Source organism: Candidatus Brocadia sinica JPN1 (assembly GCF_000949635.1).
Classification (GTDB): domain Bacteria; phylum Planctomycetota; class Brocadiia; order Brocadiales; family Brocadiaceae; genus Brocadia; species Brocadia sinica.
Map to the genome: position 1 here is coordinate 2032595 of NZ_BAFN01000001.1, position 21622 is coordinate 2054216.

22 protein-coding genes are annotated in these 21622 nt (G+C 43.8%); 15 read left to right on the top strand and 7 right to left on the bottom strand.

Features of this window, described 5'->3' with window-relative positions; genetic code table 11:
- Window positions 1–296: 296 nt before the first annotated feature.
- Window positions 297–3764 (top strand): DNA polymerase III subunit alpha, encoded by a 3468-nt coding sequence (locus BROSI_RS09100; RefSeq protein ID WP_052563437.1) that lies wholly within the window; start codon window positions 297–299, stop codon window positions 3762–3764.
- A gap of 203 nt (window positions 3765–3967) precedes the next feature.
- Here BROSI_RS09100 and BROSI_RS09105 read toward each other — a convergent pair whose 3' ends face one another.
- Window positions 3968–4165 (bottom strand): hypothetical protein, encoded by a 198-nt coding sequence (locus BROSI_RS09105; protein WP_052563438.1) that lies wholly within the window; start codon window positions 4163–4165, stop codon window positions 3968–3970.
- A 596-nt stretch (window positions 4166–4761) separates the two neighbouring features.
- Here BROSI_RS09105 and BROSI_RS09115 point away from each other — a divergent pair.
- From BROSI_RS09115 to BROSI_RS09140, 6 genes are all read left to right on the top strand, one after another.
- Complete coding sequence (locus BROSI_RS09115; protein WP_052563440.1) at window positions 4762–5952, top strand: nucleoside-diphosphate kinase; 1191 nt, start codon at window positions 4762–4764, stop codon at window positions 5950–5952.
- Window positions 5953–5963: 11 nt separating this feature from the next.
- Entirely contained in the window at window positions 5964–6638 is a 675-nt protein-coding gene (locus BROSI_RS09120) for an MBL fold metallo-hydrolase (protein WP_052563441.1), read from the top strand.
- Window positions 6631–9156, top strand: coding sequence for a DNA gyrase subunit A (gene gyrA / locus BROSI_RS09125; RefSeq protein ID WP_052563442.1), 2526 nt, complete (start codon window positions 6631–6633; stop codon window positions 9154–9156). The genes BROSI_RS09120 and gyrA overlap by 8 nt, the downstream gene beginning before the upstream one ends.
- On the top strand, window positions 9137–9934 hold the full coding sequence (locus BROSI_RS09130; RefSeq protein ID WP_052563443.1) for a glycosyltransferase family 2 protein: 798 nt from the start codon (window positions 9137–9139) through the stop codon (window positions 9932–9934). Before gyrA ends, BROSI_RS09130 begins: the two co-directional genes overlap by 20 nt.
- A 30-nt stretch (window positions 9935–9964) precedes the next feature.
- The gene (locus tag BROSI_RS09135; protein ID WP_052563444.1) at window positions 9965–11473 is read left to right on the top strand and encodes a lipopolysaccharide kinase InaA family protein; all 1509 of its coding nucleotides are present in this window, start codon (window positions 9965–9967) and stop codon (window positions 11471–11473) included.
- A 97-nt stretch (window positions 11474–11570) separates the two neighbouring features.
- Window positions 11571–12047 carry a cytochrome P460 family protein gene (locus tag BROSI_RS09140; protein WP_230400666.1) on the top strand — a complete coding sequence of 159 codons (477 nt, stop codon included), beginning with the start codon at window positions 11571–11573 and terminating at the stop codon, window positions 12045–12047.
- On the opposite strand, the gene BROSI_RS09145 is transcribed toward BROSI_RS09140, so the two are convergent.
- From BROSI_RS09145 to BROSI_RS09170, 6 genes are all read right to left on the bottom strand, one after another.
- Window positions 12028–12531 carry a hypothetical protein gene (locus BROSI_RS09145; RefSeq protein ID WP_052563445.1) on the bottom strand — a complete coding sequence of 168 codons (504 nt, stop codon included), beginning with the start codon at window positions 12529–12531 and terminating at the stop codon, window positions 12028–12030. The two genes, BROSI_RS09140 and BROSI_RS09145, sit on opposite strands and share 20 nt — an antisense overlap.
- Window positions 12532–12549: 18 nt before the next feature.
- Window positions 12550–13668, bottom strand: a complete 1119-nt coding sequence (locus BROSI_RS09150; RefSeq protein WP_200891731.1) for an NADH:ubiquinone reductase (Na(+)-transporting) subunit F — start codon at window positions 13666–13668, stop codon at window positions 12550–12552.
- Between the two features lie 94 nt (window positions 13669–13762).
- Window positions 13763–14368 carry an electron transport complex protein RnfA gene (locus BROSI_RS09155; RefSeq protein ID WP_230400667.1) on the bottom strand — a complete coding sequence of 202 codons (606 nt, stop codon included), beginning with the start codon at window positions 14366–14368 and terminating at the stop codon, window positions 13763–13765.
- 10 nt (window positions 14369–14378) lie between these two features.
- Entirely contained in the window at window positions 14379–14990 is a 612-nt protein-coding gene (rsxE, locus tag BROSI_RS09160; protein WP_052563446.1) for an electron transport complex subunit RsxE, read from the bottom strand.
- A 322-nt stretch (window positions 14991–15312) separates the two neighbouring features.
- Window positions 15313–15975, bottom strand: a complete 663-nt coding sequence (locus BROSI_RS09165) for an FMN-binding protein (RefSeq protein ID WP_052563447.1) — start codon at window positions 15973–15975, stop codon at window positions 15313–15315.
- The gene (locus BROSI_RS09170; RefSeq protein WP_157842461.1) at window positions 15972–17003 is read right to left on the bottom strand and encodes an RnfABCDGE type electron transport complex subunit D; all 1032 of its coding nucleotides are present in this window, start codon (window positions 17001–17003) and stop codon (window positions 15972–15974) included. Before BROSI_RS09170 ends, BROSI_RS09165 begins: the two co-directional genes overlap by 4 nt.
- Window positions 17004–17668: 665 nt before the next feature.
- Here BROSI_RS09170 and BROSI_RS09175 point away from each other — a divergent pair.
- The 8 genes from BROSI_RS09175 to BROSI_RS09210 all read left to right on the top strand — a co-directional run bounded on the left by BROSI_RS09175 (window position 17669) and on the right by BROSI_RS09210 (window position 21569).
- Window positions 17669–18118, top strand: coding sequence for an Hsp20/alpha crystallin family protein (locus BROSI_RS09175; protein ID WP_052563449.1), 450 nt, complete (start codon window positions 17669–17671; stop codon window positions 18116–18118).
- A 20-nt stretch (window positions 18119–18138) separates the two neighbouring features.
- Window positions 18139–18543, top strand: a complete 405-nt coding sequence (locus BROSI_RS09180) for an Hsp20/alpha crystallin family protein (RefSeq protein ID WP_052563450.1) — start codon at window positions 18139–18141, stop codon at window positions 18541–18543.
- 64 nt (window positions 18544–18607) lie between these two features.
- On the top strand, window positions 18608–18805 hold the full coding sequence (locus BROSI_RS20995) for an indolepyruvate ferredoxin oxidoreductase subunit alpha (RefSeq protein WP_200891732.1): 198 nt from the start codon (window positions 18608–18610) through the stop codon (window positions 18803–18805).
- A gap of 33 nt (window positions 18806–18838) precedes the next feature.
- Window positions 18839–19204, top strand: a complete 366-nt coding sequence (locus BROSI_RS09190) for a class II SORL domain-containing protein (RefSeq protein WP_052563451.1) — start codon at window positions 18839–18841, stop codon at window positions 19202–19204.
- Window positions 19205–19244: 40 nt separating this feature from the next.
- The gene (locus BROSI_RS09195) at window positions 19245–19439 is read left to right on the top strand and encodes a hypothetical protein (protein ID WP_052563452.1); all 195 of its coding nucleotides are present in this window, start codon (window positions 19245–19247) and stop codon (window positions 19437–19439) included.
- Between the two features lie 98 nt (window positions 19440–19537).
- The gene (locus BROSI_RS09200; protein ID WP_052563453.1) at window positions 19538–19888 is read left to right on the top strand and encodes a c-type cytochrome; all 351 of its coding nucleotides are present in this window, start codon (window positions 19538–19540) and stop codon (window positions 19886–19888) included.
- 156 nt (window positions 19889–20044) lie between these two features.
- Window positions 20045–20407 (top strand): c-type cytochrome, encoded by a 363-nt coding sequence (locus BROSI_RS09205; RefSeq protein WP_052563454.1) that lies wholly within the window; start codon window positions 20045–20047, stop codon window positions 20405–20407.
- Between the two features lie 79 nt (window positions 20408–20486).
- The gene (locus BROSI_RS09210) at window positions 20487–21569 is read left to right on the top strand and encodes a 6-phosphofructokinase (RefSeq protein WP_102046791.1); all 1083 of its coding nucleotides are present in this window, start codon (window positions 20487–20489) and stop codon (window positions 21567–21569) included.
- Window positions 21570–21622: the final 53 nt, after the last annotated feature.

Below are 21622 nucleotides of genomic sequence, written 5' to 3' on the forward strand. Positions count from 1 at the left end.
AAGGATAAATCACAATTTTTAATTTAATGTTAAGGAATTTCAAAGTTGCGGTTGTAGAGCGAAGGGTCTCTTCGCTTTACATTGAAAAAGCACAGTTTTTGGGGGAGGCATTGACAAACTTCGGTTGCCCGTGTTTAACTTAAATCCGCATATTTTATAATGGTACAAATTATTCCTCTCGTGGGAGGGGGTGGGTCGCATGGGCATGAAATCTCAGTAAATATTTCACGAATTACCGACTTACCCACCCCTAAATCCCCTCCCAAGAGGGGACTTTCTAACGCGAAAGAAAAATCATGAGTAAAGATACTTTTATTCACCTTCACGTCCACAGCGAGTACAGCCTCCTTGACGGGGCGTGCAAAATTCATGACCTCGTAGACAAGGCAGTCCAACTGAAGATGTCTGCCCTTGCCCTGACTGATCACGGCAACATGTTCGGCGCCGTAGAATTTTATGAAGCTGCAAAGTCCAGGGGAATAAAGCCCGTTTTGGGTTACGAGGCATATGTGGCACAGGGCAGCCGTCTTGATAAAGAATCGAAGAACGGAAAAGAAACGCTCAGTCACATCACCCTCCTTGCGGAAGATATTGAAGGTTACCATAATCTTTTGAGACTTGCGACATCAGCATACCTGGAGGGCTTTTACTACAAACCAAGGATCGATAAGGCGCTTCTCAGGACACATTCCAGGGGGCTTATTTGTCTCAGCGGCTGTATGACCTCAGAAATCAATCGTTATTTAATCAATAATCGCTCAGAAGAGGCGGTAAAAGTGGCAAAGGAGTATAAGGATATCTTTGGCCCTGATCATTTTTACCTGGAAGTTCAAAATAACGGGATCGAACAGCAGGCAAGATTAGTTTCAGAAGCGGCAGAAATTGGGAAGAAATTAGGCATTTCCCTCGTTGCAACGAATGACGTTCATTATATGAATATGGATGATGCCACGGCTCACGATGCACTCCTGTGCATCAATACAGGGAAGCACCTGTCGGACGTTCAAAGACTGCGTTTCGGAACGAATGAATTTTACTTTAAAAATTATCAGGAAATGTACAAGGTCTTTCAACACACACCAGAAGCCATTCAAAATACACAGAAAATTGCCGAACGCTGTAATGTGGAAATGACCTTCGGGAAGATGCACCTGCCCAAATTTATCGCGCCGAACGGCATGTCCAATAGCGCCTACCTGAGAGAACTCTGCGAGGAGGGGGCAGTTCAGAAATACGGTTCCATTACACAGAATATCCGTGAGCGCCTGGACTACGAGCTTAAGGTTATCGAAAGCACGGGCTTTGTGGACTATTTCCTGATTGTCTGGGACTTTATTCATTTCGCCGTGCAACAACGTATCCCTGCCACAGGACGCGGCTCCGGGGCAGGCAGCATGGTTGCTTATGTGCTCAATATTACCAATATTGACCCCATCGAAAACGATTTGTTGTTTGAGAGGTTTTTGAATGCAGAAAGAATCTCCATGCCCGATCTGGATATTGATTTCTGTGCGGAAGGTCGTGAAAAGGTCATCCAGTACGTTCGGGGTAAATACGGCGGCGACAGTAACGTTGCCCAGATTATTACTTTTGGGACAATGAAGGCAAAGGCCGTTATCCGGGATGTGGGACGGGTGATGAACATCCCTCTCTCCGAGGTGGACAAGGTGGCCAAACTTATCCCCAACACGCTCAATATCACCTTAAAACAAGCCCTGGAACAGGAACCCGCATTAAAGACGCTGTATGAAAATGAAAAACACATCCATGAACTGTTTGATATTTCAAAAAAACTGGAAGGCCTGTGCCGCCACGCCTCAGTGCATGCGGCAGGCATCGTAATTTCTGACGAGCCGTTAACCGAATACGTCCCGCTGGCAAAAAATGGTGACGTGGTCACGACGCAATTTTATGATGAAATCCTGGTAGATAAGATTGGGCTGTTAAAGGCTGATTTTCTTGGCGTCCGGAAGTTAACGGTGCTTGACAAAGCCCTCAAGTTGATTCGGGAAACCAGGGGGGAGGATATCGATCTCACAAAGATCCCTATGGATGACAAGAAGACCTACGAATTGTTATCCCGTGGGGAGGTGAAGGGCGTCTTCCAGGTAGAAACCAGTCGTGGATTCAAGGAGTTGTTAAAGAAACTAAAACCAGACAGATTTGCAGATATCTTACCGTTGGTGGCACTGTACAGACCGGGCCCCCTGCAGAGCGGTATGGTGGACTCCTTTATTAACCGAAAGCATGGGAGAGAGGAGGTCACCTATCTTCACCCTACCCTCGAACCTATCCTGAAAGAGACCTACGGGGTAATCTTATACCAGGAGCAGGTCATGCGTATTGCCAACCGTCTGGCGGGGTTTTCCCTGAATCAGGCCGATAACCTTCGTAAGGCAATGGGAAAAAAGAAACCCGAGATCATGGCAAAATTCAAAGACCAATTTATCAACGGCGCTGTGGCAAATGGGATCCCAAAAGAAATCGCCATAAGTATATTTGAATTGATGGAATACTTTGCCGGATACGGCTTCAACAAGTCCCATTCTGCTGCCTATGCAGTGATCACGTACCAAACGGCCTATCTGAAGGCAAATTATCCTGTTCAGTACATGGTCGCACAGCTCAGTTGCGAAAAGCAGAATATGGATAAGATCGTGGACTATATTGAGGACTGCCGTCACATGAGTATCGATGTGCTTCCTCCGGATATCAATGAAAGTCAAAGTGACTTCACGATTTCCAGCGGGAACAAGATACGGTTTGGATTAGGGGCAATCAAGAATGTGGGTGACAAGGCTATCGAGTCCATAGTACAGTCCAGGGAAAAAGGCGGCCGGTACACCTCAATCCTGGATGTGTGCAAACGGGTTGATTTGCGTGTTGTCAACAAACAGGTCATCGAGTCTTTAATCAAATCAGGGTGTTTTGACTCGTTACATGACAACCGGGCTAAACTGCTCGTTGGGCTCGATACGGCCATGCAGATCGGAGGTATCGCAAACAAAGACAGGCGGATAGGGCAAAAATCTCTCTTCGATATACCCAGCAACTTAGATCTGCCAGGGAAAAAGGATTTTCCTGGAGAGGCCGATGTGGAACGATGGACCGAGAAGGAGATACGCCAGGCAGAAAAGGAAAGCCTGGGCTTCTATTTGAGTTCGCATCCCTTACATGCCTATAAAGAAAAAATCAAGCAATTATCTACGGTATCTTCCGCTGAAATCTCTGAACATGTTGAAGGGGATGAAGCAATTATTGGCGGTATTATTGCCAACCTTGAAACGAGCACCACCAAACGGGGCGATCCCATGATGTATATTACCCTGGAAGACATGAAAGGTGCGACTGAATGTGTTATCTTCAGCAAGGAAATGAAGGCGTGTCAATCGCTGCTGAACGTAGACGAGGTCGTTTTCGTGAAGGGACAGATTGGTTTCCAGAGTACGGCCCCATCCTTGCGAATAAAAGAGATTATAGCTGAAAAAGATGCTTTAAGGCGTTTGGCTAAGTGCATTACCATTCAAATTGAACCGTCTCAGGAAGAAACAAAGTTATTGCAAATCAGGGAAATCATAAAAAAGCACTCCGGCACATGCCCGCTCTTCTTCGAACTCAGCACACCCGAACAAACCAGTACGGTAATCAGGGCTTCCAGTCAGTATTTTGTGACGGTAACGGATGCTTTTTTATCCAGCATCCATGAACTCCTTGGTCAGGGGGCATGCCGAATCAATCAGGCAGACCTGCTTGCGATGGTATAAAAGGTTCTGGTTAGTCGCGCCTGACGCTATTGTTCTGAATGAAATGGTCTTTTGAAGCCAAAGGCTTCATGGAATCAAACAATTATCGTAGTTCGGTATAATATAAAATTTGGCCACACAACGTTTAATCAAAATGACCGAAGTAGAAGAAACAAAGGAACGGTTTTACGAAATTTTTGTATACGGTATCGACAAGCGGGGGCTCAAGGCATAGGTGTTAAGTTAAGCGATTTGAGGTGTATGGACAAGCCGTGTTCGTCCGTGCCTGCTTGTGACTCACCAGGGTATGAAAATTGCTGGAGATGCTGCAATCCATTATCCCCCGCTGGCGGGGGTGCAGGGGGTAGATTGGACTTCTTTCCCACTTCAACTACCCCTTTATCATGAATACAAGTTTTCATCTTAATCCTTACGGCAATGGTTCACCAATCATTGCATAATAACTGTCCAAACAAACGTATGAATATTCAGATTATAAGACTACCGGAATTTTCGCTCATACCATTCCACCCCCTTAATCCCCCGCCATCGGGGGACATGAAGGATTCAATACAAAGAAGAGATTAACAGTGGTTATTGATTCCTTAACTTAACACCTATGGGGCTCAAGGCGCCACAGGAACCGCTACAAACGGAAATTTTTATATTTTGAACCAATACCACACGCACCGTCGTTTTAATGAATTCCATGGGGTTATTCTCTACCAAGGTGTGTTCGAACACTTTCAGTGGGAGTCAAGTGTCATGGGGAAATACCTCGTTTATTCATGCAACACGGATGATCTCGATAAACGTAAGAAGGAGGCACAACTTCTCGTTGCCAATGGTGGCTTTCTTTGTTGAGTATTTCGTTCCTGTGCTCGTTCCGGACAATCGACCAGAAGTACTATGGAATCGCCTAAAAGTATTTGACCTGCCCTATCCATTCTGTTAATATTATACGTTTAAAATTCATTTTTCTTGCTTATTATTCTGATTTTTGGAGAGAAACAAACCTATGGCGGACGAACTGACGTATGCATTGATTACTCCTTATAGCCTTTTAAAAAGCCGTACCGGCGGTATCCTGGGCCGTTTGCTTTCGCTGACAAACTTAGAGGTTGTAGGGGCAACCATGTTTGCGCCGAGCGATGCCTTTGTTGATAAATATTGTGCAACTATCGAAGAACAAGACTGCAAGCCGGCATGGAAAAAGGTCATGACTGATTACATCAACAGCAACTTTCGCAAGATGAACAAGTTTAGAATTACCAACCGAACGGTATTGCTTTTCTTTAAAGGCCCCCGCGCTCTTGAAAAGTTAAAGGATGATGTGATCGGACCTATTACCAGTTTCCAGGGACATACCATCAGGGGCAGCTTCGGGGATTTTGTGGAAAGCGCCGATGGCAAGGTCGAATATTTTGAACCAGCTGTTGTATCCGCAGCTGACCAGAACACGAACGACAAACAATTAGCCTTGCTTGCCGAATATTTGCCAGGTGACGGGGGAGTTTTAGAGGATATTGTAAAGTTTCCCGAAGGGGTCAGGGCCGAAACAACCCTGGTCATCCTGAAACCCTTTGAGGAGCAAAGTCCATTGCCGGGAAATATCATCGATATGTTTTCGAGAGCAGGACTGTATATTGTCGGGGTAAAGCTTCTGAGGATGAGCATTGCCCAGTCTGAAGAGTTCTATGGTCCGTTAATAAACATCTTCCGGGAAAAATTAAAACCCAAGCCGGAAAAGATTGCTGAGAAGCTGAAAGAAAGTTTTAAATCCGTCTTTACCTTTGAGGTGCCAAATACGATTGTTGCCGGCCATGCGGAACAGCTCTCAGAGCAACTGAAAGATATGAATGCCATGCATGAATTCAACAAAATCGTGCAGTATATGACCGGATTAGATCCGGAAAAAACAAGCCTCCAGGATAAGAAAAAACCTGGAACTGCCCGTTGCCTTGCACTGTTGTATCGGGGTCCGGATGCCATTTCCAAAATACGAAATATTCTCGGCCCTACCGACTCGAAAAAGGGAGAACCAGGCAAGGTACGGAGGATCTACGGAGAGGACATCATGAAAAACGCAGCTCACGCCTCGGATGCCGTGGAAAACGCCGAACGGGAGCGAAAGATTATTGGACTCTGGGACAATAAAGGTCCCTGTGAACTGAAAGAAATGATAGAAAACTATTTACGATCAAAGTAGAGAAAGTAAGCATGCTTATACAGAAGATACATGTAGGGCCTTTGCAGGTATGTTGCTATATTATTGTTGACAAGGGTTCTTCCGAGGCGATGATCATCGATCCCGGCGCAGAGGCAACCACGATCATTACATTTCTGAAAAAAAGACATCTGCTGCCCAAAATTATTGCAATTACCCATGGACATGGGGATCATATCGGCGCCAACGCTGAGATGAAAGAGGCTTTTCCTGATATTCAAATCTGCGTGCACGAAGAAGATCAGGATATGCTCCCTTATCCCGCAAAAAACCTTTCCATACTTGCTGCTTTTTATGGTGGCACAACGGTACGATCGCCTATGGCAGACCGATTGTTAAAGGACGGAGACACCCTTACGATCGGCAGACACTCCTTTGAGATAATTCACACCCCCGGACATACCCCCGGTGGGATATGTTTATACAGCAAAAACCAGGAGGACGAAAACCCACCCGTGTTATTTTCCGGAGATAGTCTTTTCAAAGAAGGTATCGGAAGGACAGATTTTCCTGGTTGTAATCAGGAAGTGCTCATTCAGTCCATTAAAGAGCGATTATTCGTACTGGAAGAAAAAACGATCGTGTATCCCGGACATGGTCCATCAACAACGATTGCAGAAGAAAAGAGGAATAATCCTTTTGTTACTGAGGTGACTTTACATGGTTGAAAGAAGAGAAAATATAAAAGAATTATTTATCGAAGAAGAGATGAAGGATTCGTATCTGAGTTACGCCATGAGCGTTATCATGAGCCGTGCACTTCCGGATGTAAGGGATGGCCTGAAACCCTCACAGAGACGCATCCTGGTTGCCATGAATGACCTTGGACTAGGCCCCCGTTCTAAATTCCGAAAGTGCGCCAAGATTGCAGGTGATACTACCGGTAATTACCATCCCCATGGAGAGCAGGTGGTCTATCCTACCCTCGTCCGGATGGCACAGGATTTCAATTATCGGTATCCCCTGATAGAGGGGCAGGGGAACTTCGGTTCCATCGATGGAGACCCTCCTGCCGCCATGCGTTACACGGAAGCGCGTATGACGGAAGCTACCATGGTCATTATGGAAGATCTGGAGAGGGAGACCGTTGATTATGTGCCCAATTATGACGATACCCGGACGGAGCCGGTTGTCCTTCCCTCGAAATTTCCCAATCTACTCTGCAATGGTTGCTCTGGTATAGCGGTCGGGATGGCTACAAGTATTCCGCCACATAATGTGAATGAAATTTGTGATGGAATTATTGCGGTTATTGACACCCCTGAGATCACCCTTGATGAATTAATGAAGATCATCAAAGGGCCTGATTTCCCCACAGGGGCGCTCATCTGTGGTACCGAGGGGATCAGAGAAGGTTATCGGACCGGTCGCGGAACGATTACCGTACGTGCACGAGCACACATCGAGACGTCCAAGAGCGGAAAAAAGAGCATTGTCGTGACCGAGATACCCTATCAGCTGAACAGGGACAATATCCTGGAACGGATTGCTGAATTAGTGCGGGAAGAACAACTGAAAGGCATCGCAGACATCCGTAATGAAAGTGACCGGGAAGGAAGCCGTCTGGTTATTGATCTGAAGAAGGGGGAGGATGAAGAAGTTGTTTTAAACCAGCTTTACAAACACACCAAACTCCAGGACAGTTTCAGCATCATCATGATTGCCCTGATCAACAACCGGCCGGAGACACTCAATCTGAAACAGATGTTGAGTTACTATATTGAGCATCGAAAGGTTGTTATCATACGCAGGACAAAATATTTGCTGGAGAGGGCACAGGCAAGGGCACATATCCTGGAAGGGTTACGGATCGCGCTCCAGCATATCGATGAAATTATCCAGTTGATCAAGACCTCCGACTCTGTAGAAAGTGCGCGTCAGGGACTTATGAGTAAGTTTTCCCTCTCGGAACTTCAAGCCAACGCGATCCTGGACATGAAACTCCAGAGGTTGACGGGACTCGAACAGGGAAAGATTGAGGAAGAATATAAGAAATTATGCGCTGATATCAAAGGATATCAGGCTATCCTTGCCAATGAAAAATTGGTGCTGGATATTATCAAAAAAGATATTGAGGAGATCAAAGAACGTTTTGGTGATAAACGCCGGACAGAAATTGTCAGCGCTGCTACCGAGTTTAATATCGAAGACCTGATTGCAGAGGAAAGCAATGCGGTTATTATTACTCACGAAGGATATATAAAACGTTTACCTCTCACATCTTACCGAAGACAACATCGTGGCGGAAAGGGCGTTGCAGGCGCCGATATGAAAGAGGGAGATTTCATAGAACATTTATTTGTAGCATCGACACATGACTATATCCTCTTTTTTACCGATCAGGGTCGGGTGTACTGGCTCAAGGTTTACGATATTCCACAAATGGCCAGAACTTCTAAAGGGCGGGCGCTCGTCAATTTGCTGGAATTTAAAGAAGGCGAAAAGGTAACTTCTCTTATTCCCGTGAGAGATTTTGACGAACGGCAGTTGGTCATGGCGACCAGCAACGGCATTATCAAAAAGACCGTGTTAAACGCCTATGGTAATCCCAAAAAGGGTGGTATTATTGCTATTAACCTGGATGAGGGGGACAAGTTGATCGGTGTTAAATTAACGAACGGCAAGCAGGACATCATCCTTGGCACCGAACAGGGAAAGGCCATGCGTTTTTCCGAAGAGGATGTCAGAACCATGGGACGGGTCACCCATGGGGTGAAAGGGATCACACTTAAGGAGAACGACAAGGTAAGGGATATCGTGATTGTTGACGAGAATGCCACTCTGTTGACCGTCTGCGAAAATGGTTTCGGAAAACGTACCGATTTTGCAGAATATCCCGTTCATCATCGGGGTGGACAGGGTGTTATTAATATTAAGACCACCGACAGGAACGGAAAGGTCGTGGCGCTGATTGATGTGAGAGACGAAGACGAACTGATAATGATTACCGCACGGGGACAGGTTATACGTACACCAGTGAATACCATACGCGCCATCGGAAGGAATACACAAGGGGTCACGCTTTTTTCTATAGAAGAGGGAGATAAACTGGTCTCTGTTGCACGGGTTGTTCCGGAAGAAACAAAAGCTGAAGAGGGTACAGAAGAAGCCTTAAGAGGAACGGCGGCGGAAGAAAAAAGCGTTGAAGAAAGCTCTCAAAAGGCAGATGAAGAGGAAAATATCTGAATCACAAACAAAATTTCTCATATCTGCCTGCATTATTACCTTCAACGAAGAATCTCGTATTCGTGACTGCCTTGAAAGTGTAAAGTGGGTAGATGAGATTATCGTGGTAGATTCATTCAGCACGGATAAGACGGTGGATATTTGTAAGGAATACACAGAACGGGTATATCAAAGGGCGTGGCCAGGAAATATCGATCAGAAGAATTATACCATTGGTTTGGCGAAAAACGATTGGATCCTTTGTTTGGATGCCGATGAACGGTTATCTCCGAAACTTATTGGAGAAATCCAGGAAGCAGTTCGCAATCCGGGCGCTATGGTGGGATTCTTTTTCCCCAGATGTTGTTTCTATCTCGGACGGTGGATTTATCATGGCGACTGGTATCCTGATTATCAACTGCGACTCTTCAAGAGGGGCAGCGGACAGTGGCAAGGCACAAATCCCCATGGACGAGTTATTGTAAATGGCAAAACCTGGCGCATGAAACATGATATTTACCACTTTAATTACAAAAACTTCTCCCATCAATTAAGGACAATCGACAACTATTCCAATATCTTTGCAGATGTAAGCGAACGTCGTAAAGGGTTTAGTCTGTTCCAATTAATTTTTCGGCCATTTGGCAAGTTTATCAGAATATATATCCTAAAGAGGGGCTTCTTCGATGGTTTGCCCGGATTTATTATTGCGACTTCGAGCGCCTTCTACGTTTTTGCAAAATATGTGAAGCTATGGGAGCGGAGGCAAAACAAAGAGACGAAAAAGCCCCCCCCATGAAATTTTATAATCTATACTACGATTTCCCGGATGCAATTCTTTTCTCATTTGCTCAGTGCAATTACTTCTCCCTTTTCTCTGCTAAAACCTTTTACATTTGAGGGGTATTTATCAAAAAGGATTGGGCATGTCCATTGGATTATCAGCACCCCTCATTCCTTTTTTATTCCGCTTCTTGAACAAATAAAAGGGCCCACCAGCGATGCCCTGTTAACAAATCCTCTTTTCAGAAGACATCGGTATAAGAAAATGGGTGAATTTGAAATTACCCATGAGAATGAAAAAGAGACGTATCTGGTAAAAATATACAACTATCCGCATCTATCCCAAAAGATCAAGCAACTCTTCAGGCACACGAGAGGATTTAATGAATTTTACACAACCTACCTGACCGCAAGAAGGGGTATTCCGGTAGAGGTGCCTGTTGCTTGTGGGGAACAAAAATGCATTTTTACGAAAGAGTCTTATTTAATAATAAGAAAGATCAAAAACAGTTGCTCGATGAGAGAATATCTGCAGAGTGTTACGGCCCTTAAAGAGAGAAGGGATGTTTTAAAGAAATTTGGCGAACTTGCAAAGAATGTTTATGAAGCGGGGATTAGACAGGATGCATTTTCGTTGGATAATTTTTTAGTATTTAGTGACGAAACTGGAAGCAAAAAGATAATCGTGATTGATTTTGAAATGGTTTCAATACAAGCAAAAGGGCTTAAGGACAAGCTGCGGGTATGGTATCTGGCTAAATTGAATCGGGAAAAAGGCTTTACAAACACTGATCGAATCAGATTTCTCCGGTCTTATACAAGGGGGGATTTTATTCGGTGCAAAAAATTAGCAAGGCAAATTAAAGAGTTAACTGTGCGCATCCAGAAAAAAGACGCCACAAAGTCCTCGAGACTTTGCATTCACGAAAATAGGACATACGGCATCTTTCAATCTGATACATTTTTTGGGCACTACAGGAAGAAATACACACCGGAAATGCTGATAACACTGTTAAATGCTCCGGAAGAAACAACCAGGAGTGCTTTTTATGGAAACCACTTTCAGATTTTGCATTTCAAAGAGGATACTGATCCGAGATTTCATTGCCGTAATATTACCCGAATATGGACGAAGGCAAATGCCTTGTTTGCATTAAAAATCAATGTACCTGTTCCTGTAGCTATTTTTGAAAGATGCTACCCCGTGTCACAGAGAGAAGCGTTTCTCATTTCCCAGATACCTGATAACTGCATTTCCCTGAAACAATGCAGCGGATTATATTCTGACAAAAATCTTCACTTTCTCCTTTTAAGATTCGCGGAACAAGTTTCCCCCTTTGGTGTTTTCTGCAAGGGCTTGAATCCTCAGGATATCCTTGTGCAGGAGAAAGGAAAACATCGGGTTGCCTGTTATTTGGGGAATTACACATCTTTTCGTATAAATCGACATTCTGCACAAAAGAACAAATCGACCAATGCAAATATTATGAAACAACTTTTCCAAACGGGCGATGCATCATCTGAGAATAACAGGAGCGCACAAAATGCAGAATAGCACAGAAAATAAACGACGAACATTGAGCAATGATTCATAAAATGAAAGGCGCTTTTCGATGAATTATATGTACCATGTAAAATATTGGGCGGTTAACATGTTATGTTCAGCTTTACTCTTGTTTATCCTGGACGGGATTGGATTTGGGGAAACATTGAATCGTGAAGACAAAATAGATGCACAGGCATTGTGGACTTATATAACCGTGGGAAATCCGTATCAAAACTACCCCACATGGCCTGGCAAGGAAGGTTTTTACGAGAGCACCATGCCGCCAGGAAACATCCTTAAATTGTATATCAACGACCTTGCACTGGATACCGTCATGAATAAAAAAGGCGTATTTCCAGAGGGTGCATTATTAATCAAAGAAAACTATACGGATGATAAAAAAATATTTTTAATTACGGTAATGTATAAGAAAAAAGGGTTTAATCCGGCAGGACATGACTGGTATTGGGTAAAATATAAACCGGATGGAGAAGTGCGTCTGGAGGGTAAGGTTGATGCGTGTATCAACTGCCATGTAGGGGTGGCGGGCAATGATTATGTATTTACAGGAAGTATAAAATAAAGTTGTCCCTATTTATTTTCCTACTTTCCAAAAGCTTGAAGATTTTTATCGCAACTAGAGGATCGATTCTAAATCTGCATCCCCTGCCCTGAAAAAAATCATGCTTTTCGATAAGGTTTATTCCCAGACTCGTAATGATAAGCGAAAGATTGTTGGTACGATCGATAACAACCGCTTCTCCTTTTTCAAAGACACCGTCCTTGCAAAATGGCGATGGAATGCGTCCCATTGATTCATGAAACACGGCTTTTACATCCTTTTGTATCTCTATTTCTGCACCAAAGGCATTTCTCGCTTTCTGATAGGCGTCTTTCAGAGCCTGTACTAACAATTCCTTTGATACCCCTGTTTTTTCAAGCGTACGTAAATCATCGGTAATGATTCCCTCCAGAGGGCGATTGTCCGTTCCTAAAAAGCCTTCTTTAGAAAATTTAGATGATCCCAAGTTATGAATCAACCTCTGATCTTCCGGCGATAGTTTCATAAGTGAAAACCCCTTATTTTAAACAAATTTATCGTAAAAAATACGATCTTCCGCCATACCTGCCTTTGTCAGGACTTTAACACAGGCATCGATCATGCCAGGCGAACCGCAGAGATAGCCTTCGTTTTTAGAACAATCAGGCATGTGGCGCGCCACAATATCGGTGATGAGACCACGCTCGCCTTTCCAATCTGAGTTAGCTGGCTCGTTGGAAAGTGCTGGAATGAATTTGAACCAGGGGACTTCTTGTTGAAGCCTGGTCAGATCATCAACTAAAAACAGGTCTTTTTGTGTAAGAGCGCCAAAAAAGTACGTAGCTTTGCGCGTATTCCCCTTTTCCTTTAAATCCCTCAACATGCCCCATATCGGCGCCATACCGCTTCCACCCGCAATAAAGATAATCTCAGCATTGGTATTCGAAAGACGAAATTTACCATACGGTCCGCTCAATGCAACTTCTTGCCCTTCCTTGAGATGCTCAAATACCCAGGTAGTGCAAATACCATGAGGAACTTTACGGATCATGAGCTCTATGTGATTTTTATCAGATGGGGGCGAGGACATAGAATAAGCACGCATAACCCGGTCGTTGCGATTATATTCTTCGGATTCAAGCTGAACGTACTGGCCCACAACGAAATCTATGGTTTTCGGTTCAAGGAGTTCTATGCGTAATTCCACAATATCGTAAGTTAACGGTCGTTTGTGGAGGAGTTTCCCTTTGTATTTTCTGACCGATAATAATTCCTTTGGCACGCTGATCCTGATATCTTTTCGTACCTTGACCTGGCAGGAAAGGCGAATTTGGTTCTTACGATCTTCGGGGCCTAGATAAGGTTCTTCGACTGGACCGATCATGCTTCCGCCTTCCATTACCTGCACCTTACAATATGCACAGGTGCCGCGCCCACCACACGCCGATGGAATAAAAATGTTATTCTCCGCAAGTGACGACAGTAAGGAACCTCCGCCGGGAACTTCTAATTTCTTTTCACCCTCGTTAATATCAATGCAGCACGTACCGTAATTCAGGATCTTCTTCTCCGCAAGAATCAGCAGTGCAGCCAAAACCAGTCCCATAATCAGAAGAAACCCGACTGAGATGCCGATAGAAAAAAGGATACTTCCCATTATCATAGTTTCAATCCTTTGAGATGATGAAATATACGCGAGTCAGAATGTCGGGCGCCGGTTCCAAAATGAGGAAATAACGCTCCGATTTCAGCAACGTTCATATTTTTATCATTCCAGAAAATCCCACAAAGGCAAGCGACATAATACCGATAATAATGAGGGTAATGGCGGGACCCTCCAGACCCTTGGGAAGCTCGCTTTCTTTTATCTTCTCACGGATACCGCCGATAAGGGTAATTGCGAGAAACCAGCCAAAGCCCCCGCCAGCGCCAAAGACAAAGGCCTGCCAGAATGTATAGGGTTTATTTAACATAAAAAGCGCAATACCCAGAATTGCACAGTTAACGGTAATGAGTGGCAGAAAAATACCCAGGGCATAGTATAGTTTTTCAGAAAAGCGTTCAATGATCATTTCCAAAAGCTGTGTAAAGGCCGCAATAATAACGATAAAGGTTATTAAGCGCAAATACTCGATTCCCAGCGGGACAAGAACATATTGATAGATCAAAAAATTAAAGGCGGTTGTGCTGGCAGTCACAAACATCACTGCACCGCCCAGACCAATACTGGTATCGACCTTTTTGGAGATTGCCAGACACGAACACATCCCCAGAAACCGGGCCAGCAGGATATTGTCAGTAAAAGCCGCGGAGGTAAAAACGAGCGCCAGTGATACAAAAAAATTCATATTTTGCAGATCCATGGTATTCTCCTTATCGTTTTACTTCTTTGATCAGCCACCTGCGGGCAAACCAGGTAAACATACCAAGCATAAAAAAAGCGCCTGGAGGCATGACCATGATGATCCATGAATGCCACCAGACGTCGCGTGCAGGCAAGGCCATACCCAGAATAGTTCCAAATCCAAGAGGCTCACGCACTGATGCAATAAAGATAAGCACAAGCGAATATCCAACTCCTGATGCAACGCCGTCAAACAGTGAAAGCAGCGGCTTGTTCTGACTGGCAAAGGCCTCTGCCCTTCCCATGATTATACAATTGGTAATGATCAGGCCCACATAAGGACCGATAAAGCGATGAATGTCGGGAGCAAAGGCCTTGATGATGATATCAACGATCATAACATAGGAGGCTATAATAAGTACCTGTACAATCATACGTATACGTTTCGGAACATAATCTCGCAAGAGTGAAATAGTGAAGTTGGAAAGTGCGGTGGTGAAGATTAACCCAAAACACATAAAAAGGGTATTTGTCAGCAGATTGGTAACAGCAAGCGTAGAACAAATTCCCAATACCTGCCGATAGATAGGGTTTTCCAGCCAGATACCATTGAAAAAAACTTGTTTTGGTGTATAAGCCATAAAATGCCCTTACATTAATTGAAGCACATAATTAAATTCGGTTGGGTTTTAAAAGTCTCGCTGGTTCAATTGTCCCCGATTGAACCGAAGCATTTGGAACAATTCCGTCTCATAGCACGATTTCAAGCTACCATTCAAATATCTGGTTCAATCTGCAGGATTGAACCAGCCTTGAGAAATTCCTTAACATTTAATTAGGACTTCAGAGACTTTTTCATGCAGAGCGATGGGGCTCGTTGCTCCACAACCGCAGCATTGGAATTCCTTTTTTGTGGTGACAGGGTTAACTTCTGTCGCCACGCCAATTTCGTATGTAATCCAATCATTCCCACGGCAAAGGAGGCTCAATCATTGTTTTTTCTTTTTGTTCCTTCATTACTTTTCTGAATGACTCAAGCTCGCTATTTAAAAACTTCATGAGCGCCAGGGACGTTTGTGTGGCACCAGTAATAGCATCAACCCGGTTTTTTGCTTTAGGATCCGGCGCCGGACCTACAATAATACGCTTATCAACCGGCTTGTCCCATGAAATAAGAACGCCTTTAAATTGATCAATAAACCAGCCTTCTTCAATACGCGCCCCCAACCCGGGTGTCTCCTTCTGGTCGAGGAATTGAATATTCACGATTTCCGACAGATCCGGCGAAAGCACAAGAATACCTGTGATACGGTCCCAGAATCCTGTACCGCTGAAGACAAAGCCGATATTACCAGTATCCATTTGTTTATATACATCCCATGTACGCCCCTGAGAGACAATCTGCTCATAGCTAATGTCGTCATCGATTGCTTTTTGAAAGGCATCAGCAGAGGCTCTGGCGACCGGCAGATTAAATACACGGCATATGCTCCTGTTCCTATGCAGTTTTTCGTTTTTCCTGAGCATATCGAGCGTTGCATAATGTACAGAAGAAATGGCCGTGCCAAATACCGTGCAAATGATTATCATGAAGCCAAGAATATAGGCAGGAGAGGTTTTTGTCATGGCGATACAACCCCTTTGCTATCCGGCGCAGTTCCTTTTTCAGGGCTTTTCATACGACTAATCCACAAATCCAGGGATGGGGCAAGTATATTGCCAAGCAGAATGGAAAATGCTGCGCCGCCGGCAAAAATGCTTTTGGAACGGAAAACGACAATCATGGTGCCAATAAAGAAACCATAAATCCATTGCGACAGGGTGACCTTGGGAGCGCTGACCGGATCGGTAACCATAAAGACCGCTGCATAGAAGAGCGCACCGGAAAAGAGGGTAAAGAGTGGTGGCGGGACGGTTCTGATGCCGAAGGCATATCTGAAGACAAGTGAAGAGATAATTGCCCCTAGTAATGTCGACAAGGTCAAACGCCAATTTGCCGTTTTGGTCCATAACAAATAGGCGCCCGACAGCAATATGACCAGCGCGGAAACTTCGCCCGCTGAACCGGCAGCCAGAACCATTTTTTTGCCTTCATATTCAAAAATGGTTCCTATATTACCAAGGAACAGGGAAACAATTGAACTGGTAAAACCATAATCCCGATTCGTCCACATGGGTGTTGCAGCGGTTATTGCATCAACAACCTTTAGCCCTGCCTCAGCAATAAATTGCGGCGTTTGTTCCAAACCCGCCATGCTCCAATGGCCGAAACCTCCAGGAAACCCCGTAAATACCGGCACAAAACGACCCGTCAGTTCAATGGGAAAACATACAAAAACAAAGCCGCGTCCAACGATAGCGGGATTAAATACATTTTTCCCAAATCCTCCAAACATCTCTTTCGCAAATAAAATAGCGATAATAATGCCAACAGTAACGATCCATAGCGGTGTGGTTGGTGGAAGAGAAAGGGCATATATCCCTGCAGTAACAAAACATGCATAACTTATTTTCCCTTTTCTCAAAGAAGCCATGACCCATTCTGTCAGGAAAGCAAATATCATTGAAACGGCTATAACGCTGGCGATACACCAGCCAAAAAAATAGACAGCCACTACACCAACTGGTATGAGCGAATACAGCACCCGGAGCATAATTTCCTGTTTCAGGACTTTGGGGGAAGAAAGCATTTTTCTACCAGAAAGAAATAAGATTTTTTTTAAAAGATTGACTTTCCTATTTGCTCAATTACTATACCAAAAGTGACAGATTTTCATAAATATCACATAAATTTGTCCTAGTCATAATCAAATCTGGTAGTTACGGAAAACAGAATTAATCGGCAAGATTAAATTTCCGGATATTTTTATCAAGAATCTTAGACCAAAATTCTATTTAATTAGATTTCAGGAGAAATATTGCAAAGAAAGTTATGAGATATTTTGTTATATTACGAATCTTTCCGAAAATATCCGTTACGAGAATTGGGAGTAATCCCACCAATTGGCATCTTTATTGCCTAATACAATAAAAATTTCTATGATTAACGATTATTTTGGATGCTGAATGGAAATGAACAGATACAGGAATTTTCATAAACCGCTATATCTCAAAGAGAAATGATTTCCATATGCATGATAATGGTAAAGTTTTGAAAACCCCAAAAATGAAAATTAATCCAGGAGTGTGGAACACGACGTCTAAAATCTTGGATAATTCCAAAAGATTTAAAATAATCTATGAATAGAAGCTAAAATTTATGAGATGAAGTGGTCCGTATATTATTTTTCATCCACGTACACACAGGAGGTGAATGTTAATGAACCTTATAAAATGGGACAGATCAGATCCTTTAAATAGCCTTACCCATATCCAGCGAGAGATGAGTGATTTATTAGACATTTTGAGTTCCACACCTCAAATCGAAGGTTATGTGAATGTGGAATTTCCACCAATTATTGTCTCTGCAAATGAAGATAGTGTTTTTGTTCGTGCCGAACTTCCCGGGGTCAGAATCAGTGATCTGGATGTCCAGGTAGTTGATGATGTATTAACGATCAGGGGAGAAAGAAAACCCGTCGTTACCACGGCAAAGATAACGTATTTGCGCAGGGAAAGGAACTACGGAACGTTTGCCCGTTCTCTCATGTTGCCTGAAAAAACCGACGTGGAAAAAGTAACGGCTTCTTATAAAAATGGTGTTTTAACGGTAAAACTCCCGAAAGCCGCGGCGGCGAAACCAAAGCAAGTTGTAATTAAAAAAGCATAACAAAAAAGGAGATTTTTATCATGGATACAAAAGAACATCCAGCTGTCGGAAAAAAGAAGATTACGCCTGATAAGTGTGTCGTGACTGGAAAAGGGGACTGGTACTTTCCTTTGTCTGATATTTATGAAACGCCGGACAACTTCACTATTTTGATAGATATGCCGGGAGTGTCTACCGAAAACATAACCATTGATATGCGTGACAATGAATTAGTCATCAACGGTGAGGTTTCCCAAGAGGCGTATACTGATGAGAAAATACTCCATAATGAGTATAACATCGGACATTACCATAGACACTTTGCTATCTCCGATGCCATTAACAGGGATAAAATTGAGGCAAAGATGTCTGATGGTGTCTTGTCTCTTGTCCTGCCCAAGGCAGAACATGTAAAACCGCGGAAGATTGAAGTCAAGGCGGAATAATCTCATAACCTTTTGCAGGAGGCTTCATGGATGTGGTATTCCTGTCGTTGAAAGGCACCTAATTATGATTTTTGTAGATAACACTGAATGCGTCGGTTGCGAAGAATGTTTGCATGTTTGCCCTATGGAATCCATTATTATGAAACATGAGAAGGCGGAAATTATGCAACACAAGTGTGATGAGTGCGAGCGTTGCATCCCGGTGTGCCCTGTAAAGGCGATCCAGATTGCATCCACACCATTAAAGAAGAGGTATATTTAATTCTCTAAACATTTTTAATAAGGAGCGTGAAAAATGGCAGAAACAAGTTTGTTTTGCCAGGTCAATACCCTGGCCACAGGTCCGGCAGATACTGCAAAGAAACATGTGCCTGTAATTACCATACAAGGCAACGCAAAGGTGGGGCAGCCCTTTACGGTAAACATAAAGGTGGGAGAAGCCCCTCATGGAATGGAAAATGGCCATTTCATTCAATTTGTAGATCTGTATTGTGGCCACATATATATTTCACGGGTCGATTTTACCGCTGAGCTTAATAGACCGGAAGTGTCGCTAAGTGTTGTTTTGCAGCATGAGGGGAAAAGAACACTTCGGGCATTTAGTCGGTGCAATCTTCATGGCATCTGGGAAGGAACAAAGGAAGTGGATGTGACGAAATAATTTCCTACGTTTCTCTTAATGAAAAAAGAAGGAGCAATTTATGGTAAAAGTAAAAACTTTTACTTCATCTCTGAAGATATTCCATGTCCATAACGAACTTATGGAACTGGATAAAACGGTGAATGATTTTTTGCAGCAGAATAATATAAAAAAAGTGGTTTCCGTTTGCGATAGCACTACCAATACCGATGGCGGTACGATGGGCATCATTCGCGTCCTCACCTATGAAGAATAAGATATCCATCGGAGAAAATAATCGCTGAAAGAGGCATCTGTGCCAGTCAGTACTGGATCTTGGTTTAACATCTATCATTTTTAAGGAGGAAAAAAGATATGCGTAAGACAGGAATTTTTGCGGGAATATCATTGGCAGTTATTGGAGGGACAGTTACCTTTTTTTCGGGAATGCCGGCTTCTAAAGCCGCCGATATCGATGCTAAAAAACTATTCATGACCCACTGCAAAACCTGTCATGGCGAGGATGGCCATCCTACGGACCTCGGACTGGGATTAGGGGCGCGTGAGTTTGCTAATGCGGAATGGCAGGCAAAGACAACCGATGAACAGATCATCAAGCAAATTAACAATGGCACTCCGGAAAAGATGATGCCGTTTAAAGAAAAACTTACTCAGGATGAGATTAAGGCATTGGTATCTGTTATCAGGAGTTTTGGGAAGAAATAAATTCGTATTCAAACAGGACACAGATCTTCACAGATACGCACGGATACTTATAAAGTTCTTTCCTTAAATATCCGTAGGTCTGTGTTTATCTGTGTCCATAAGGGAAATTCTATGCGATTAAGATATCAGTATCCTTTTTTGAGGGAGCTTTGAGGTATGGGCGATTGGAAAAGGGCTGTGTGTTATACAATATTCTCTTTTGTTTTCTTCTGTTTGTATTCCGGTTTCTCAACGGTTTGGGGACAGGAGGAGGAAGAAATTAACCCAAAAAAATTATTTGAATACCACTGCGCTACCTGTCACGGTGAGAATGGTAAAGGTACCAAGAGGGGACGGGAATTGAAAGCCCCCGATCTGGCAGATTCAGATTGGCAGGCACAAAAAAAGGATGAGGAGATATTAAATTCCATTATCAATGGCAAGAACAAGATGCCTCGTTGGAGCGACAAGCTAAAACCAGAAGAGATACAAGCACTGGCCGGGTACGTACGAAAATTAGTCCCTAAAAAAAGAACATAAAATCTTGGTTTTTCTACCATCCGGATAAAAATGAATCTATGATTTACTAGCGCTAATTTGTCAAAAAAACAGATGCATCATGAAGAGAATCGGTGTACTAACAGGCGGAGGCGATTGTCCGGGATTAAATGCGGTTATCCGTGCCATTGTAAAATCGGCCACCGTGAAATATAACTACGAAGTGGTCGGGATTGAGGATGGTTTTGATGGGCTTATTTTACCTGATAAAACACGGTCATTAACACCGTGGAACATCAGGGGTATCCTCCCCATCGGCGGAACAATCCTGGGTACAACCAACCGGGCGAACCCTTTTGAATACAAAGCGACAAAAAACGGAAGATCCGAGGTGAGAGATGTCTCGCGGGAGGTAATAAAAAACATTCACTCACTGGGTTTGGATGCACTGATCGTTATTGGCGGTGATGGCTCGCTCAATATCGCTTACGAGTTATTCAAGATGGGCTGTCCGGTTGTCGGTGTTCCAAAGACCATAGACAATGACATCCTGGCAACGGATGTCACTTTTGGATTCAACACGGCCGTGCAAACAGCTACAGACGCATTGGATCGGCTACACACTACAGCGGAAAGTCATCACCGGATTATGGTAGTTGAGGTAATGGGACGATACGTGGGGTGGATAGCTTTACAAACCGGGATTGGAGGCGGCGCCGATGTAATCCTCATTCCCGAGATTCCCTTTGATATCGAAAAAGTATGCCATAAAATTATTGACCGCAAAAACAGCGGCAACAGATCAAGCATTGTGGTCGTAGCTGAAGGAGCAAAACCCATGGGGGGCGATGTTTCAGTACTATGCTCTGCAGAGGAGGGTGGCAGTGCCGAACGTCTTGGTGGAATTGGAAATAAGGTTGGAGCCAATCTGAAGAGCACCGGGATGGAGGTGCGTGTCACCGTTCTTGGTCACTTGCAAAGAGGTGGTTCTCCCTGTGCCTTCGATCGTATCCTTTCAACCCGGTTTGGCGTGGCAGCAGTAGACCTGATCACCGGGAAACAGCTTGGTGAGATGGTTTGTCTCAGGGGGCAGAGGATCGAATCAGTTCCCTTAAGCGAGGTCGCAAAAGGTCAGAAAAGTGTACCAACCAAAGACGGGATGGTAAAAGCGGCAGAATCCATAGGAATTAGCTTCGGCCGGTAAAAGGAGGATAAATCGTAAATAGTGTTTTTATTTCAGGAAGATGTACTCTTGAA

Excerpts from the sequence above, each read along its gene's own strand:
- BROSI_RS09100 (WP_052563437.1), top strand. The coding sequence starts at position 297 with ATGAGTAAAGATACTTTTATTCACCTTCACGTCCACAGCGAGTACAGC.
- BROSI_RS09105 (WP_052563438.1), bottom strand. The coding sequence starts at position 4,165 with ATGAAAACTTGTATTCATGATAAAGGGGTAGTTGAAGTGGGAAAGAAG.
- BROSI_RS09115 (WP_052563440.1), top strand. The coding sequence starts at position 4,762 with ATGGCGGACGAACTGACGTATGCATTGATTACTCCTTATAGCCTTTTA.
- BROSI_RS09120 (WP_052563441.1), top strand. The coding sequence starts at position 5,964 with ATGCTTATACAGAAGATACATGTAGGGCCTTTGCAGGTATGTTGCTAT.
- gyrA (WP_052563442.1), top strand. The coding sequence starts at position 6,631 with ATGGTTGAAAGAAGAGAAAATATAAAAGAATTATTTATCGAAGAAGAG.
- BROSI_RS09130 (WP_052563443.1), top strand. The coding sequence starts at position 9,137 with ATGAAGAGGAAAATATCTGAATCACAAACAAAATTTCTCATATCTGCC.
- BROSI_RS09135 (WP_052563444.1), top strand. The coding sequence starts at position 9,965 with ATGCAATTCTTTTCTCATTTGCTCAGTGCAATTACTTCTCCCTTTTCT.
- BROSI_RS09140 (WP_230400666.1), top strand. The coding sequence starts at position 11,571 with ATGTTATGTTCAGCTTTACTCTTGTTTATCCTGGACGGGATTGGATTT.
- BROSI_RS09145 (WP_052563445.1), bottom strand. The coding sequence starts at position 12,531 with ATGAAACTATCGCCGGAAGATCAGAGGTTGATTCATAACTTGGGATCA.
- BROSI_RS09150 (WP_200891731.1), bottom strand. The coding sequence starts at position 13,668 with ATGATAATGGGAAGTATCCTTTTTTCTATCGGCATCTCAGTCGGGTTT.
- BROSI_RS09155 (WP_230400667.1), bottom strand. The coding sequence starts at position 14,368 with ATGGATCTGCAAAATATGAATTTTTTTGTATCACTGGCGCTCGTTTTT.
- rsxE (WP_052563446.1), bottom strand. The coding sequence starts at position 14,990 with ATGGCTTATACACCAAAACAAGTTTTTTTCAATGGTATCTGGCTGGAA.
- BROSI_RS09165 (WP_052563447.1), bottom strand. The coding sequence starts at position 15,975 with ATGACAAAAACCTCTCCTGCCTATATTCTTGGCTTCATGATAATCATT.
- BROSI_RS09170 (WP_157842461.1), bottom strand. The coding sequence starts at position 17,003 with ATGCTCCGGGTGCTGTATTCGCTCATACCAGTTGGTGTAGTGGCTGTC.
- BROSI_RS09175 (WP_052563449.1), top strand. The coding sequence starts at position 17,669 with ATGAACCTTATAAAATGGGACAGATCAGATCCTTTAAATAGCCTTACC.
- BROSI_RS09180 (WP_052563450.1), top strand. The coding sequence starts at position 18,139 with ATGGATACAAAAGAACATCCAGCTGTCGGAAAAAAGAAGATTACGCCT.
- BROSI_RS20995 (WP_200891732.1), top strand. The coding sequence starts at position 18,608 with ATGATTTTTGTAGATAACACTGAATGCGTCGGTTGCGAAGAATGTTTG.
- BROSI_RS09190 (WP_052563451.1), top strand. The coding sequence starts at position 18,839 with ATGGCAGAAACAAGTTTGTTTTGCCAGGTCAATACCCTGGCCACAGGT.
- BROSI_RS09195 (WP_052563452.1), top strand. The coding sequence starts at position 19,245 with ATGGTAAAAGTAAAAACTTTTACTTCATCTCTGAAGATATTCCATGTC.
- BROSI_RS09200 (WP_052563453.1), top strand. The coding sequence starts at position 19,538 with ATGCGTAAGACAGGAATTTTTGCGGGAATATCATTGGCAGTTATTGGA.
- BROSI_RS09205 (WP_052563454.1), top strand. The coding sequence starts at position 20,045 with ATGGGCGATTGGAAAAGGGCTGTGTGTTATACAATATTCTCTTTTGTT.
- BROSI_RS09210 (WP_102046791.1), top strand. The coding sequence starts at position 20,487 with ATGAAGAGAATCGGTGTACTAACAGGCGGAGGCGATTGTCCGGGATTA.